This window comes from Brevibacillus sp. FW301-21C12A (assembly GCF_058788915.1).
This window is the reverse complement of record NZ_JBYTBG010000013.1, coordinates 1-13,837: the sequence shown is the minus strand read 5'-3', so window position 1 is coordinate 13,837 and position 13,837 is coordinate 1. Positions and strand designations below refer to the sequence as shown.

General features: G+C 51.0%; 11 protein-coding genes and 1 other annotated feature. Of the genes, 2 read left to right on the top strand and 9 right to left on the bottom strand.

Annotation, left to right across the window (positions count from 1 at the left end; all coding sequences use genetic code 11):
* Positions 1–19 precede the first annotated feature (19 nt).
* The 8 genes from AC3WQH_RS10530 to AC3WQH_RS10495 all read right to left on the bottom strand — a co-directional run bounded on the left by AC3WQH_RS10530 (position 20) and on the right by AC3WQH_RS10495 (position 10,198).
* Positions 20–853, bottom strand: a complete 834-nt coding sequence (locus AC3WQH_RS10530; RefSeq protein WP_238501190.1) for an alkaline phosphatase family protein — start codon at positions 851–853, stop codon at positions 20–22.
* On the bottom strand, positions 843–1,940 hold the full coding sequence (locus AC3WQH_RS10525; protein ID WP_197187207.1) for an ABC transporter substrate-binding protein: 1,098 nt from the start codon (positions 1,938–1,940) through the stop codon (positions 843–845). Before AC3WQH_RS10525 ends, AC3WQH_RS10530 begins: the two co-directional genes overlap by 11 nt.
* A 260-nt stretch (positions 1,941–2,200) precedes the next feature.
* The gene (gene aceA, locus AC3WQH_RS10520) at positions 2,201–3,490 is read right to left on the bottom strand and encodes an isocitrate lyase (RefSeq protein WP_005833559.1); all 1,290 of its coding nucleotides are present in this window, start codon (positions 3,488–3,490) and stop codon (positions 2,201–2,203) included.
* A gap of 36 nt (positions 3,491–3,526) precedes the next feature.
* The gene (aceB, locus tag AC3WQH_RS10515; RefSeq protein WP_025848861.1) at positions 3,527–5,134 is read right to left on the bottom strand and encodes a malate synthase A; all 1,608 of its coding nucleotides are present in this window, start codon (positions 5,132–5,134) and stop codon (positions 3,527–3,529) included.
* Between the two features lie 485 nt (positions 5,135–5,619).
* Positions 5,620–6,900, bottom strand: a complete 1,281-nt coding sequence (serS, locus tag AC3WQH_RS10510; RefSeq protein WP_005833557.1) for a serine--tRNA ligase — start codon at positions 6,898–6,900, stop codon at positions 5,620–5,622.
* Between the two features lie 52 nt (positions 6,901–6,952).
* Positions 6,953–7,174 (bottom strand) — a binding site (T-box leader).
* Between the two features lie 136 nt (positions 7,175–7,310).
* Positions 7,311–7,886, bottom strand: coding sequence for a pyridoxal 5'-phosphate synthase glutaminase subunit PdxT (pdxT, locus tag AC3WQH_RS10505; protein WP_005833556.1), 576 nt, complete (start codon positions 7,884–7,886; stop codon positions 7,311–7,313).
* Between the two features lie 10 nt (positions 7,887–7,896).
* Positions 7,897–8,781: a pyridoxal 5'-phosphate synthase lyase subunit PdxS gene (gene pdxS / locus AC3WQH_RS10500; protein WP_005833554.1), complete on the bottom strand. Its 885-nt coding sequence runs from the start codon at positions 8,779–8,781 to the stop codon at positions 7,897–7,899.
* 109 nt (positions 8,782–8,890) lie between these two features.
* On the bottom strand, positions 8,891–10,198 hold the full coding sequence (locus AC3WQH_RS10495; protein ID WP_025844407.1) for a D-alanyl-D-alanine carboxypeptidase family protein: 1,308 nt from the start codon (positions 10,196–10,198) through the stop codon (positions 8,891–8,893).
* Between the two features lie 204 nt (positions 10,199–10,402).
* Between AC3WQH_RS10495 and AC3WQH_RS10490 the strand changes: the two genes are divergently transcribed.
* Positions 10,403–10,855 (top strand): hypothetical protein, encoded by a 453-nt coding sequence (locus AC3WQH_RS10490; protein WP_025844405.1) that lies wholly within the window; start codon positions 10,403–10,405, stop codon positions 10,853–10,855.
* A 99-nt stretch (positions 10,856–10,954) separates the two neighbouring features.
* On the opposite strand, the gene guaB is transcribed toward AC3WQH_RS10490, so the two are convergent.
* The gene (gene guaB, locus AC3WQH_RS10485) at positions 10,955–12,415 is read right to left on the bottom strand and encodes an IMP dehydrogenase (RefSeq protein WP_025844403.1); all 1,461 of its coding nucleotides are present in this window, start codon (positions 12,413–12,415) and stop codon (positions 10,955–10,957) included.
* 168 nt (positions 12,416–12,583) lie between these two features.
* On the opposite strand from guaB, the gene AC3WQH_RS10480 reads away from it, so the two are divergent.
* On the top strand, positions 12,584–13,615 hold the full coding sequence (locus AC3WQH_RS10480) for a YaaC family protein (RefSeq protein WP_026556985.1): 1,032 nt from the start codon (positions 12,584–12,586) through the stop codon (positions 13,613–13,615).
* The last annotated feature ends 222 nt before the right edge of the window (positions 13,616–13,837 follow it).

The window sequence follows — 13,837 nt, the reverse complement described above, 5'->3', positions numbered from 1 at the left end:
GAGCGGAAAAGACGCCCCCTCAGGGAGACGTCTTGCTCTGCCCGGATACCGTCAATGGCTGCATCGCTTCCGAGGGGGAGATGCCGAGCAGTTGGCAGGCAAGCGGAGCCACCTGCAATTGCGGGATCGCCACCTCGCGTATCCCCGGAGATACCCGGTTGCTGATGACAAACAGGGGAACGTCCCGGTCAGCGCTAGACGTACCGCCGTGATTTCCGTCCGCTGTCATTCCGTGATCGGCTGTTACGATTATTTGATAGCCCGCGTCGATCCACGCGGGAAGCACGTTTGCCAGGATCGAATCTGCCGCCAGAACGCGGTTGCGATAGCGCGCGGAATCAGCCGTATGCTTGTGGCCGTCATCGTCAATGTTCATGGAGTGGACGTAAAGAAAATCCGGATTGAATCCATGCAACAAAAAGTTGGCGTCGGCAAACAGGTGAGTATCCGGATAGTGATCTTCCCAGTAAAACATCCCGTGTTGTATCGGCTTGTCCGTGTTCAACTGGATGCGGTCGTGAAACGGGCTGAACGGAGCCTTGTTGTACAGCTCGCTCACCCAGCAATAAGCGGCAGCAGCGTTGGACATCCCGTTTTTGCGCGTCAGGTGGAACAGACTCTCCTGATGCGAAAGCCGCACCGCCTGATTGCTGGAAATCCCGTTTTTCCACGCAGGGGTTCCCGTCAAAAGAACCTCGTACAAAGGCCGGGAGAGACTGGGCAATTCCGAGCGAACCTGGAAGCGGGCAGCGAAGCCGTACTCGACCAGATGATGCATGTACCCCATGTGCGAGACAGCCGTGTCGAATCTCAATCCGTCGAGCACAATCATGGCGAGCTTGTTAGCGGACATGGATCAACACCTGCTCTTGCCATAGCTGCGGCAATTTTTTCGCTGTCTCTTCCCATGCATTCAAATTGCCAACCGGACGCGCATTTTTGTACATTTCTTCCGGGAGCAGCTTGGCCTTGGCAGACTCGTCAAGCTTGGCATTCGCGCGAATGGGTCTGGCATAGCCGCGAGCCAGATTGGACTGTCCGGCATCGGAGAGGATGTATTCACGTGCCAGCATCGCGGCGTGCGGATGCTTGGCGTACTTGTTGATAAGCGTAGCGTACCCGCTGCTGACCGATGCTTCTTCCGGGATGATGACGTCAAAGCGGTTTTTGTCGATTTTGTCACGGTAGCCGAGCGCGTTGAAGTCCCACACGATGGCGACTTCGATTTCGCCCTTTTCCAGATTGGCAAGGCTCGGGTCGCTCGTGCTGAGTCGCTTGTTTTTCGCCAGGTCAGCAAAAAAGTCAACGCCGGGCTGAATATTTTTCTCGTCTCCCCCGTGGGCATAAGCGGCGGCCAGAACGGCAAACTGCGCCTGATTCGCTTTCATGACGTCGCCAATCGCGATCTTGTAGCTTCCGCTTTTCAGATCAGCCCACGACTTGGGAGGATTTTGCACTTTGGTCTTGTCGGTGAGAAAAGCGAGCGTTCCAGTATAGCCGAGCACCCAGTGCCCTTCATCGTCCTTTGCCCAGTCGGGAATGTCGTTCCAGTAGGAGGTTTTGTAAGGCAGCGTCAGCCCTTTTTGTTTGGCTAACGGTCCAAATGCGATGCCCACGTCGCCGATATCTGCTGTGGCGTCTTCTTTTTCTGCTTCAAACTTGGCCAATTCCTCTGCGCTCGACATGTCGGTGTCCGTATGCTTCAAGCCGTATTCCTTCTGAAGATTGCCCCATGTCTCTCCCCAGTTTGCCCACGTGTCCGGCATCCCTACAGAGTTGACTTCGCCCTCCTGCTTCGCTTTTTCCACGATTTGCTCCAGGGTCAATTGCGACGTATCCAGAGTAGCGTCTGATTTCGTCTCGGTGGCACATCCGGCAAGCAGTAAAACGGATGTTACGACAGCAACGGTTCGTTTCCAGCCCAACTGGTTCCCTCTCATCTTTTAAGGCTCCTTTTCGTTTTTATTTGTGTTTGATCGTTTTGTTTTTTCGTCTATCATCGTAAACAACCAAAATGAAACTGATATAAATGGGTTGTAAAGAAGCGATTAAGACTCTGTGAAAAAAGAAAAGCGGCCCTCTGCTGCCAGAGAACCGCGTCGCGTCCGGAAAAAAGCGATGATCGTTTTCACTCTTGTTGAAAAACGAAGAAGAACTAGGGGTAGTCGCGCCCCTAGTCCGTTTATCGTGCTTCTTCTGTTTAGTTGTGAGCGAACTGCTCTTCTTCTGTCGACCCGGTCAAAGCTGTGGTCGAAGAAGTTCCGCCAGCGATCACTTGCGCTACTTCATCGAAATAGCCAGTGCCAACTTCACGCTGATGGCGAGTCGCGGTATAGCCGTGAACCTCGCTTGCAAATTCAGCCTGCTGCAATTCGGAGTAAGCAGCCATTCCGCGATCGCGGTAGCCGCGCGCCAGCTCGAACATGCCGTAGTTCAGGGCGTGGAAGCCTGCGAGCGTTACGAACTGGAACTTGTAGCCCATCTCTCCCAGCTCCTCCTGGAAGCGAGCGATCGATTCCTCGTCGAGCTTTTTCTTCCAGTTGAAGGACGGGGAGCAGTTGTAGGCCAGCAGCTTGCCTGGATATTGGGCATGGATCGCTTCTGCAAAGCGGCGTGCTTCCTCCAGGTTTGGCTCGGAAGTTTCGCACCAGATCAGGTCTGCATACGGAGCGTAAGCGAGTCCGCGGGCAATCGCCGCGTCCAGCCCCCCGCGGAGGCGGAAAAAGCCTTCTGGAGTGCGCTCGCCGGTGAGGAACGGCTGGTCTTGCGGATCGACGTCGCTCGTAATCAGGAAAGCGCCGTTTGCGTCTGTACGCGCTACGATGATGGTCGGAACGCCCATGACGTCAGCAGCCAAGCGAGCGGAAATCAGGTTGCGGACAGCAGCCTGCGTCGGGATCAGCACTTTCCCGCCCATGTGGCCGCATTTTTTCTCGGAAGCGAGCTGGTCTTCAAAATGCACGCCGGCAGCTCCCGCTTCGATCATGCTTTTCATCAGCTCAAACACGTTCAGTGGCCCGCCGAAGCCCGCTTCCGCGTCAGCGACAATCGGAGCAAACCAGTACGTATCTGTACCGCCTTCGGATTGGTCGATCTGGTCTGCACGCTGCAGAGCCTGGTTGATTCTTTTTACGACATGAGGAACGCTGTTTGCCGGGTAGAGGCTTTGATCGGGATACATTTGACCGGAGAGGTTCGCGTCTGCCGCCACTTGCCAGCCGCTCAAGTAAATCGCCTTCAGTCCCGCTTTTACTTGCTGGATGGCCTGATTCCCGGTCAAAGCCCCCAACGCTTTGATGTGATGCTCGGTATGCAGCAGGTTCCACAGTCGCTCCGCACCCAACCGAGCCAACGTATGCTCGATTTGCACAGACCCGCGCAGACGGTAAACGTCCTCAGCCGAATACGTCCGGGTAATTCCCTGGAAACGCTCGGTTTGCCAGCTTTGTTCAATCTGTTGAATCGCTTCCTGCTTTGTTTGTTTGCTCATTTTCTTTTTCCCCCACTCGTTTTTTTATGATTGTTATTAAAGATAGCGATAGCCCGGTACAGTCAGAAAATCCTCGAAGTCGTCCTCTGTCACCAGCCTCAGGAACAGCTCGCCGGCAACCTGAAATTTGCTGTTTTCATAACGTTCCTGGCCAATCGCTTGTTTCAATGCCTGCAATTCCTCGCTCAGCCATTGCTTGACCAGACCCTCGGTGATCTTTCGGCCATCCTGGAGCACACCTTGTCGATGGCGAATCCAGTGCCACACCTGAGCCCGGGAAATTTCCGCGGTCGCCGCATCCTCCATCAGATTGTGGATCGGCACTGCGCCATACCCGCGCAGCCACGCTTCGATGTACTGCAAGCCTACGCTGATGTTGGTGCGCACGCCTTCTTCTGTGATGACGCCCTCTGGTACAGCCAGCAGGTCGCTTGCCGACACCTGCACATCCTCGCGTTTATACCAGATTTGGTTCGGCTCTCTCATCAAACGGTTGAAAACTTCCATCGCCACAGGCACCAGTGCGGGATGGGCTACCCACGTGCCGTCGTGCCCGTCGTAAGCTTCCCGCTCCTTGTCAGCGCGTACTTTGGCGAGCGCTTCTTCATTTTTGACCGGGTCGTTTTTCACCGGAATCTGGGCCGCCATCCCGCCGATGCAAGGAGCCTGGCGTTTGTGGCACGTTTTCACCGCCAAAGTGGTGTAGGCCCTCATAAACGGAACCGTCATCGTCACTTGCGCCCGGTCAGGGGTGATGACATCCGGCTGATTCCGCAGCTTTTTAATGTAGCTGAAAATGTAATCCCAACGCCCGCAATTCAGGCCTGCACTATGCTCCCGCAGCTCATACAAAATCTCATCCATCTCAAAGGCAGCGAGAATCGTTTCGATCAGAACCGTCGCCCGAATCGTCCCGCGCGGAATATTCAGCTCCTCCTGAGCGAACACAAATACATCGTTCCAGAGGCGCGCTTCCAGGTGGCTTTCCAGCTTCGGCAAGTAGAAGTACGGGGCTGTCTTGTTCGCGATCAAGGCATCGACGTTGTGGTAAAAGTAGAGGCCAAAGTCGAGCAGGCTGCCGGAAATCGGCTTTTGATCGAGAAGGATGTGTTTTTCGTCGAGGTGCCAGCCACGCGGCCGTACGATCAATACCGCTGTCTTCTCATTGAGGGTGTATTGCTTTCCTTCCGGGCTGGTGTATGAGATGTTGCGGCGGACAGCGTCCTTCATGTTGATCTGGCCTTGAATCGTATTTTCCCAAGTAGGCGAGTTTGCGTCCTCAAAGTCTGCCATGAAGAGACGTGCGCCCGAATTGAGTGCGTTGATAACCATTTTGCGGTCGCCGGACGGCCCGGTAATCTCCACTCGGCGATCCAGCAGATCATGCGGAAGCGGAGCTACCGTCCAATCTCCGTTGCGAATCTCGGCTGTTTCCGGCAAAAAGTCAGGCAGTTGCCCCGCATCTATTTTCAATTGGCGTTCCTCGCGAGCGGCAAGCAATTGCTGCCTTCTGTCGCCGAATTTTTGCTCCAGCTTGATGACGAACTGGATCGCTTCCGGTGTGAGAATATCCTCGAAGCCGGAGCGCATCTCGCCGGTAATCTGAATTTCCAGCGGATATGGATTGGTTGGAATCGTAGTCAAACCTGTTCACCTTCCCTTGATAACATCTGAATTATTATGGTACAGATCGAATTTTTCCGAATTATTATAGTACAGAAGGTTCAAAAAAAATGGCTTAATCCTGATATCCGCTGCCACTGCAATGACTGCAGCTCACATGTCCGTCCCCCAAGCAATGATGGCAAGCCGCTCCGTTGTCATCATGACCAACGCCTCCGCATCGTGGGCAATTCTGTTCGCCGTTTCCTTCACACCGATAGCAGTCCATTTCCCATTCCCTCCATATCTGTATTAAAACAATATTCTTTTGATTTGTTTTTATTATATAACAGAGATTAGTACAATGCAACACAATTTTCTAAAAATTATAACTGTATTAGAACACATTTTCCAAGCTGCCTTTTCCCCCTGCTCTCTCGCCTTTTCGCCGCCCAAAAAGAAAGCAGCCTCTGATCCAAACAAAGATCAAAGGCTGCTGTGCTTATTTATGGGGTTCTTCCCCCCGCTTATTTCGGCTCGATTTTTGCTACTCCGCCCATGTACGGACGCAGCACTTCCGGAATGGTGATGCTTCCGTCCGCTTCCTGGTAGTTTTCCAAAATCGCCGCTACTGTACGGCCGATGGCGAGGCCCGAGCCGTTCAGTGTATGCACGAATTCCGGCTTCGATTTGGTGTCGCGGCGGAAACGAATATTGGCGCGGCGAGCCTGGAAGTCTTCGAAGTTCGAGCAAGACGAGATTTCGCGGTACGTATTCGAGCTTGGAATCCATACCTCCAGATCGAATTTCTTCGCTGCCGTAAATCCGAGGTCGCCCGTGCACATGCTCATGACACGGTACGGAAGTCCAAGCAGTTGCAGTACCTTCTCTGCGTTTTTCACCAGCTTATCCAGCTCATCATACGAATCTTCCGGTTTGACGAATTTCACCAGCTCCACTTTGTTGAATTGGTGCTGGCGAATCAGCCCGCGTGTATCGCGACCAGCCGATCCCGCTTCCGAACGGAAACAAGCGCTGAAAGCAGCATAGTATCGCGGCAAATCTGCTCCATCCATAATTTCATCCCGGTGCATGTTGGTGACAGGCACCTCTGCGGTAGGAATCAGGAAGTAGTCTGGTCCCTCCAGCTTGAAAGCATCTTCCTCAAACTTCGGCAACTGTCCGGTTCCGGTCATGCTTGCGCGGTTTACGATGTATGGCGGGATGACTTCCTCGTATCCGTGCTCAGTGGCATGCAGGTCCATCATGAAGTTCATCAATGCGCGCTCCAGGCGAGCTCCCAGTCCTTTGTAAAAGACAAAGCGGCTTCCGGTTACTTTTGCAGCCGTCTCAAAATCGAGAATCCCTGCCTGGCTGGCCAGCTCCCAATGCGGTTTGGTCTCGAAGCCAAAGCTGCGCGGCTCGCCCCACGTCCATGCCACCACGTTGTCGTCTTCAGAAGTCCCAATCGGCGTGCTTTCGTGCGGCAGGTTTGGCAAGCTCAGCAAAATGAATTCCAACTGCTCATCCAGCTTGCGCAGCTCTTCGTCCAGCTTCTTGATGCGTTCGTTTACTTCTTTCATTTCCGCGATCAGGTGGTCGGCATTCTCTTTGTTCCGCTTCATGACTGCTACTTGCTCAGACACGGTATTCCGTTTATTTTTCAGCGCCTCTGCTTCCTGAATCACTTGGCGGCGTTTTTCATCGACCTCTGCAAATTGATCCAGAGCGGAAATATCTTCATTGCGATGCGCCAAACGGCGTTTTACTTCCTCCAAATCTTGCCGCAGTACTTTTACGTCCAACATGTTCGAATCCCTCCGAATCCATAATAAAAATGCAAAAAACACCCGTCCCCTAATAAGGGACGAGTGTTGTGTACCCGCGTTGCCACCCTCGTTGATACATGCCCAACCCTGGCGCATCTATCCACTCCATCCGTCATAACGGGACGGTTCCGGGCAAAGTTCATTCCTTTGCCACTCCGAGATGGATTCCCTCACATACCGGATCGGTTCGCACCTACCACCGACTCTCTACACCAGGTTGATGTGAAGTACTTGTTCTCATCATCGCATTCTCATTCATACATACTTCTATTGTTAACTGTACTACAGGTTCTATACGTATGTAAAGGGCGCTCCGCCATCATCTTGTACCAAAAAGAAAAGACCGGCATTTTGTCAATGCCGATCTTTTCATGCAAGCTTGGCTTTTATTAGCTTCTGTATTCTTTCACCATGTCGAGGAAGTATTTGTGCAGTCTTGCATCTTCCGTCAATTCCGGGTGAAAGGCGGCCGCCAGATAGTGGCCTTCTCGTGCTACCACGATCTTTTCTTCGTACTTGGCCAGCACTTCTGCGTTTTCTCCGACTTCCATAATATATGGCGCCCGGATGAACACTGCCGGGTAATCTGCACCCACACCAGCCACAGGCATTGTCACCTCGAAGCTCTCCTTTTGGCGGCCAAACGCGTTGCGCTCCACCTTGATAGCCATCAGCCCGAGATGGCAATCATCTTGCCCCTCGATCTGTTTGGCCAAAAGAATCGCGCCTGCGCAAGTGCCGAAGATCGGCTTTCCTGCTTTTCCGAACTCTTGGAGCGCCTCCATGAATCCGTACTTGTGCATCAGCTTGCTGATCGTCGTGCTTTCTCCGCCTGGGAGAACCAATCCGTCCAGCTCGTCCAGTTCTTCCACCTTTTTTACGGGAACGGCTGTCGCCCCTGCTTCTTCCAGCATGCGCAAGTGTTCTGCTACAGCCCCTTGCAAAGCGAGTACACCGATTTTCATTCTGCTCACCTTACCAGCCGCGCTCTTGCATGCGGTCTGCTTCGCGAATTTTGGAAATCTCGATTCCCGTCATGGCGCTTCCCAGACCTTTGGATACGCGAGCGATCAGTTCGTAGTCTGTGTAGTGCGTAGTCGCTTCAACGATCGCGCGGGCGAATTTCTCCGGGTTTTCCGATTTGAAAATCCCCGAGCCGACAAACACGCCGTCAGAACCGAGCTGCATCATCAGCGCCGCGTCTGCCGGAGTCGCTACGCCACCAGCCGCGAAGTTCACTACAGGCAGCTTGCCGGTTTTGTGTACTTGTTCCAGCAGCTCGTATGGGGCACCCAGATTTTTCGCTTCTGCCATCAGCTCATCGTAAGACATCGCTTGCACTTTGCGGATTTGAGCCATCATCGTGCGCATGTGGCGAACGGCTTCTACGATGTTTCCGGTTCCTGGCTCGCCTTTGGTACGAATCATGGACGCCCCTTCACCGATACGGCGAAGAGCTTCGCCCAGATCACGCGCGCCACATACGAACGGCACGGTAAATTCTTTTTTATTGATGTGGTACAAATCATCTGCCGGGGTCAAAACTTCGCTCTCGTCCAGATAGTCGACACCCATCGATTCCAGTACGCGCGCTTCGACAAAGTGTCCGATACGAGCTTTTGCCATAACAGGGATCGAAACAGCGTTCAGTACTTCCTCCACAATGCTGAGATCAGCCATACGAGCTACTCCACCGGCTGCACGAATGTCAGAAGGTACGCGTTCCAATGCCATGACAGCTACGGCACCGGCAGCTTCAGCAATTTTTGCCTGCTCAGCGTTTACGACGTCCATGATGACGCCGCCTTTTTGCATCTCAGCCATACCTTTTTTTACGCGGGACGTTCCTACTTGTACCATGTGAAAATTCCCCCTACATCATGAAGTCAGAACCGTAACTGTTATGCTCTGTTATGGTTCCTTGTTATCGTCATTGTAAACGATAGATGAGGGGGAAAACAACCATTATTTAATTTCCTGTTCCGCTACTGAACAAATTGCTGAAAAATTGAATGATGCTGCGGAAGAACAAACGAATCCAGCTCGCCTCTTCGACTTCCTGGCTGGCTACTATATCTGCGCCTGCTTTTGCCGCGTCTTCCGGCTGCAGGTAGTCGGCGTCTTTCGCTCCTTCTTCTTTCAGTACGAGCTTACCGACCACCTGGCCTTGCTTGATTGGTGCGGTCAGCTCTTGATACGTAACGGTTGGCGTGAATTTTGTCTCTGCTCCGATTTTGGTCAGCATGTTTACTTCGGTGGCAGTTACTGCGGGTACGTTGAGTTCTACTCCGTTCGTTACAGGTGCAGTTTCAAAACCTTTTACAGAAACATTTTTGTCCAATTGCTTCGTTAATTTGAAATTGCTGAATCCATAATCATAAAGCTTTTTTGTTTCCACGAAGCGTTTTGTTTTGCTGTCTGTTCCCATTACAACAGAAATCAAGCGCATGTTATCACGAACTGCAGTACCAGTAAAGCAATTACCTGCTGCTTGTGTATAACCTGTTTTTAATCCGTCTACACCCGGATAGTAATTGGGGAGGTCAGGCAACATCCAGTTGTTGTTCGCCATTTTCAATTCATTTTTAGAACCGGGACGGAAGGTAAAACGCGGGATCTTCGATACTTCCAACGCTTCCGGGAAATCACGAATCAGGTTTCTGGCGAGGATGGCCGAATCACGAGCGGACATTAGATTTTCCACTTGATCGGTCTTGATGGAGTACGGCCCCAGTTCATTCGCTGGCAAGCCACTGGATGTGACGAAAGAGGTGTTTTTCATACCAAACTCGGCAGCTTTTTTGTTCATCATCTGCACGAAATTCGCTTCATTGCCCGCTATCTTTTCAGCAAGCAGTACAGTTGCGTCGTTGGCAGAAACGACAGCCATGGCATTGTACAGCTCCCTAACCGTGAAGGACTCCCCTAGATTCAGGTACACTCCAGAGGTATCCGAGATTCTTGCCACATAGAAGGCATATTCACTAACAGGTACCTTCTCATCCCAACTGATTTTTTTCTCCTTAACCGCTTCTAGTACAAGGTATTCTGCCATCATCTTGCTCATGCTAGCAGGAGGCAGAGGGGCATCTGGATTCATGCTGTATAGTATTTTTCCTGTCGATGCCTCTAACAGAATGGCAGATTTGGCTGCCAGTTGTAGATCAGTTGCAGGTGCTGCTTCCACCTTCGTCGCTGCTCCTCCCATTCCGGTTGCAAACATTGCGACAGAAAGGATAAAACCTGTCAGTCGTTTTTTCCAAGTAGTTCGCTTCATAGTTTCTTCTCACTCTCCAGTTTCTGTCATTAGTTCATAAGGTAATTGCGCACCAAGTGTAAGTTTAACATACCATTACGATCGCATTGAAGTCCAAATAGGCTCATTAATAGGTAATTGATTGGATATATAATATATAATTGAAACTCAAATATTTTATGGTAAAATTGGTAATATATTGAATGAATCAAGGAGGCTTATCTCATGAAGAAAGTGCTATTTAGTTTTGCTTCACTCGTTCTTGGTTTGGCTGTTATCAATCCAGTCTCTGCTCATGCAACAGTTGAAAAAAGTGATAACGCTTCCCTTGTGGAACAACAAATTAAAAAGGACATTGGTACGATGAGCATTGAGCTTGACTGGAGAGCTTTTAGTGTAACACAGGGAGGCACATATATTGGTCGCGACACCTTCCATCTCTTTGGAAAAGCTAACGCTGGATTATCTGCTTCAAAAAGTAATTGTGACATAACGGTTTACATCGAAAAATTAAGCGAAAATGGCAAAGTAGAAAAAACAATTAAATTAGGCAAATTAGCTGCTCCAAAAGGTAACACTGATTATACAGACCCGGTTTCCGTGGATCCAGGAAACTATCGCCTGAAAATAATAGGAAATATTTCCTCCGAGGGTGAAATTGCTGTTTATAGAAGATAGTGTACGTTCACCGTGGCTTGTATGAATTTTGCTTGCCACTAGCTGCCTTTTAAACTAAACCCCCCTTTCTCTCCAGAAAGGGGGGTAGTTCCTTTTAACCTATGAAATCGAGTAGTTTGGCGATTCCTTCGTAATTTGCACGTCGTGCGGATGGCTTTCGCGCAAGCCCGCACCTGTGATACGGATAAACTGCGAGTTTTGAATCAAGTCTTCAATCGTTTTCGCTCCGCAGTAGCCCATACCTGCGCGCAGCCCGCCAATCAACTGGTAGGTCACGTCTGCCAATGGCCCCTTGTAAGGAACTCGGCCCTCGATTCCTTCTGGAACAAGCTTTTGCTCGTTCTCCTGGAAATAACGGTCCTTGCTGCCCGCTTTCATCGCGCCAATCGAGCCCATTCCGCGGTACACCTTGAAGCGGCGGCCTTGGAAAATCTCGAACTCGCCCGGGCTTTCCTCTGTTCCGGCAAACAGGCTGCCGATCATAATCGCCGAAGCGCCTGCCCCGATTGCTTTTGGCAAATCGCCGGAGTATTTAATGCCGCCGTCGGCAATAATTGGAATATTGTACTCGCGAGCTACTTGCGCGCAATCGTAAATGGCAGTGATTTGCGGAACACCAATACCGGCTACGACGCGGGTCGTGCAAATGGAGCCAGGACCAATCCCGACTTTGACAACGGATGCCCCTGCTTCGATCAAGTCACGGGTAGCTTGTCCAGTCGCAACGTTTCCTGCCACGATGGTCAGGTTTGGATATTCTTTGCGAATCGCTTTTACGGTATCGATGACGCCTTTGGAATGTCCATGCGCTGTGTCGATGACAAGTACATCCACACCTGCATGTACGAGCGCTGCTGCACGTTCAAACGTATCTGCGGAAACACCTACTGCCGCACCACACAGCAAGCGTCCTTGCGGGTCCTTGGCTGCTTGCGGGTATTGGATCGCCTTTTCAATGTCTTTAATAGTAATGAGTCCACGCAAAATGTTATTTTCATCGACCAGCGGCAGCTTTTCGATTTTATGCTTTTGGAGGATCGCTTCGGCTTGCTGGAGTGTTGTTCCTACTGATGCTGTAACCAGATTGTCTTTTGTCATGACTTCCTTGATCGGTGTCGAGTAGTCATGCACAAAACGCAAGTCGCGGTTGGTCAAAATCCCAATGAGATGCTTTTCTTCATCGACAATCGGCACGCCGGAAATGCGGTATTTGCCCATCAGCGCATCCGCTTCTGCCACGGTGTGATCCTGGGTCAAAGAAAACGGGTTGGTAATGACGCCACTTTCCGAGCGCTTCACGCGGTCTACTTCACTCGCCTGCTGCTCGATCGTCATGTTTTTGTGGATGATACCAATCCCACCTTGACGGGCCATAGCAATCGCCATGGCTGATTCCGTTACCGTGTCCATTCCGGCACTAATCAGAGGGATATTCAGGCGGACAGTCTCGCTCAGTTTTACGCGAACGTCCACATCCCTTGGCAAAACTTCTGATTTTGCTGGAATGAGCAGCACGTCATCAAATGTTAGCCCTTCTTTGACAAATTTATCTTCCCGCACGGTAGAAAGCCCCTCTCGGCAAATATTTTTAAGACAGTTTAACAAACGGCATAATTTACTGTCAAGGAATGAGTGAAATGTTCGGTTATGGAGTTTATTAGACAGATAAATCAAAAAAATTACTAGCAAAAGCAACCAGATCACGAAAGTTATTGAAAGGTGGTTACGATGAATTCTGCCTGGAAAATGTTCCGTTTTTTCGAGACGGAGCCTACTGCCCGTAAATATTTGACGTCCTGCTACGACAGCATGGGCTTGGAGCATGCTGAGCGCCTGGCTTTTCAGCAAAGTTCCCGTTTTCTTTTTTTATGGAAGCAAGCGAGGCAGTTTTATACGACAGCAGCTACTGCGGACTTGTCGATCCAGCCGTTGCTGCTCTTCTATGGATGCTCCCATCTGCTGAAGGGAATGCTTCTTACGCGCGATCCGTCCTATCCGCAAAACAGCCGGGTGCTCCAGCACGGGGTCACCACGCGGAAGCTGAAGCGAAACACCTACTTGCTGCTAGAGGATGAGGTCCGGCCGCAAAAAGAAGGCTTTTTTGCTCTATTGGCCCAGCTTTTTCATCTTTCCCCTATGCAGGATCGCTATTCGATGCACGATTTGTTTGCTTCCATACCGGCAATCAGCGATGTCTACGCCGCTCTGTCCGAAAAGCCGCAGCATTGGCTGCAAGTACACTGGAGCAAAACTCATACAGCCGATCAAGCTTCCTCTGACACCCAATCGTGGGCCGAGATTGCTTTTCCGGAAAAAATGGACGGGCCGTTGGCATACTCAGCGGAAACCTTCGTTCAATACATCAACAGGGTCGCGCCAGATAGCTCGCGTTTACAATTAAGCTGGCGAGAAGGGAATGCAAAGCGAATACTTCTTCCTGAAACTGCTCTGTCCGCACTAGATCAACACCCTTTATTTCGCTGGCAAGAGCACCGGCTTTTCTTTTGGAACGGCTCGTCGGATTCGCTTCCTCTTCCCGAGTGGGCAAGCCACTTCTTGCTGCTGTATTTGCTGAGCATGCTTTGCAGATATGAAACAGAGTGGTGGGGAGAGCTGGTCTTATCCCACGGCCTTGCTGAACGCTATCTTGTGGAGCTTTTTTTGGAGCACCATATGTCTAGCTATCCCACTGTTATTATGAGACAGATCCAGCAAAAAAACTCTTCGCTCCCGCATGGCCTTCCCTTTTGTGACGGCTAAGCTGTGTTCGATTTTCCTTGTGGGTACGTCCTTGTGTTCCAAGGTACACAAAAAAAGCTGCATTCTCCATTACTCGCAAAAGTAATCGGGAATACAGCTTTTCTTCTTATTCCTTCAAAACTGAATACGCATGTTTGCTAAGAAATGTGTGGATAAGTCCTCGACCGATTAGTATTCGTCAGCTCCACGCGTTGCCGCGCTTCCACACCGAACCTATCAACC

Coding starts and splice junctions, on each gene's coding strand:
- pdxT (WP_005833556.1), bottom strand. CDS start 7,886: ATGAAAATCGGTGTACTCGCTTTGCAAGGGGCTGTAGCAGAACACTTG.
- pdxS (WP_005833554.1), bottom strand. CDS start 8,781: ATGGTACAAGTAGGAACGTCCCGCGTAAAAAAAGGTATGGCTGAGATG.
- aceA (WP_005833559.1), bottom strand. CDS start 3,490: ATGAGCAAACAAACAAAGCAGGAAGCGATTCAACAGATTGAACAAAGC.
- AC3WQH_RS10480 (WP_026556985.1), top strand. CDS start 12,584: ATGAATTCTGCCTGGAAAATGTTCCGTTTTTTCGAGACGGAGCCTACT.
- AC3WQH_RS10490 (WP_025844405.1), top strand. CDS start 10,403: ATGAAGAAAGTGCTATTTAGTTTTGCTTCACTCGTTCTTGGTTTGGCT.
- serS (WP_005833557.1), bottom strand. CDS start 6,900: ATGTTGGACGTAAAAGTACTGCGGCAAGATTTGGAGGAAGTAAAACGC.
- AC3WQH_RS10525 (WP_197187207.1), bottom strand. CDS start 1,940: ATGAGAGGGAACCAGTTGGGCTGGAAACGAACCGTTGCTGTCGTAACA.
- AC3WQH_RS10495 (WP_025844407.1), bottom strand. CDS start 10,198: ATGAAGCGAACTACTTGGAAAAAACGACTGACAGGTTTTATCCTTTCT.
- AC3WQH_RS10530 (WP_238501190.1), bottom strand. CDS start 853: ATGTCCGCTAACAAGCTCGCCATGATTGTGCTCGACGGATTGAGATTC.